Raw genomic sequence first — 217 nt, 5'->3', positions numbered from 1 at the left:
GATATGTTCTTTAACAGGGCGGGAAAAAGTGGCGAAGAAAAAGGCTGCTAAATCAGGGGGAAAGGTCCGCTCAACCGTATGATGGCGTCGGGATAGTCCCTAAGATCCCATTGGATTAGCAGGGGGTCTGAACCTGTATGCGTACGTGCCGAATCCGGTGTCGTGGATTGATCCGCTGGGTCTTGCTGGCTGTCCAGCAGTTAAAGACTCGTTTGAA

The 217-nt window shown here is 51.6% G+C and carries 1 pseudogene; it reads left to right on the top strand.

The window, feature by feature from the left end:
• Positions 1-103: 103 nt before the first annotated feature.
• Positions 104-217: pseudogene (locus tag ABR397_RS24885) on the top strand (RHS repeat-associated core domain-containing protein); the annotation flags it as partial.

It is taken from the genome of Photorhabdus viridis (assembly GCF_040256935.1).
Lineage (GTDB): Bacteria > Pseudomonadota > Gammaproteobacteria > Enterobacterales > Enterobacteriaceae > Photorhabdus > Photorhabdus viridis.
This window is presented reverse-complemented; position numbering and strand designations above follow the sequence as displayed.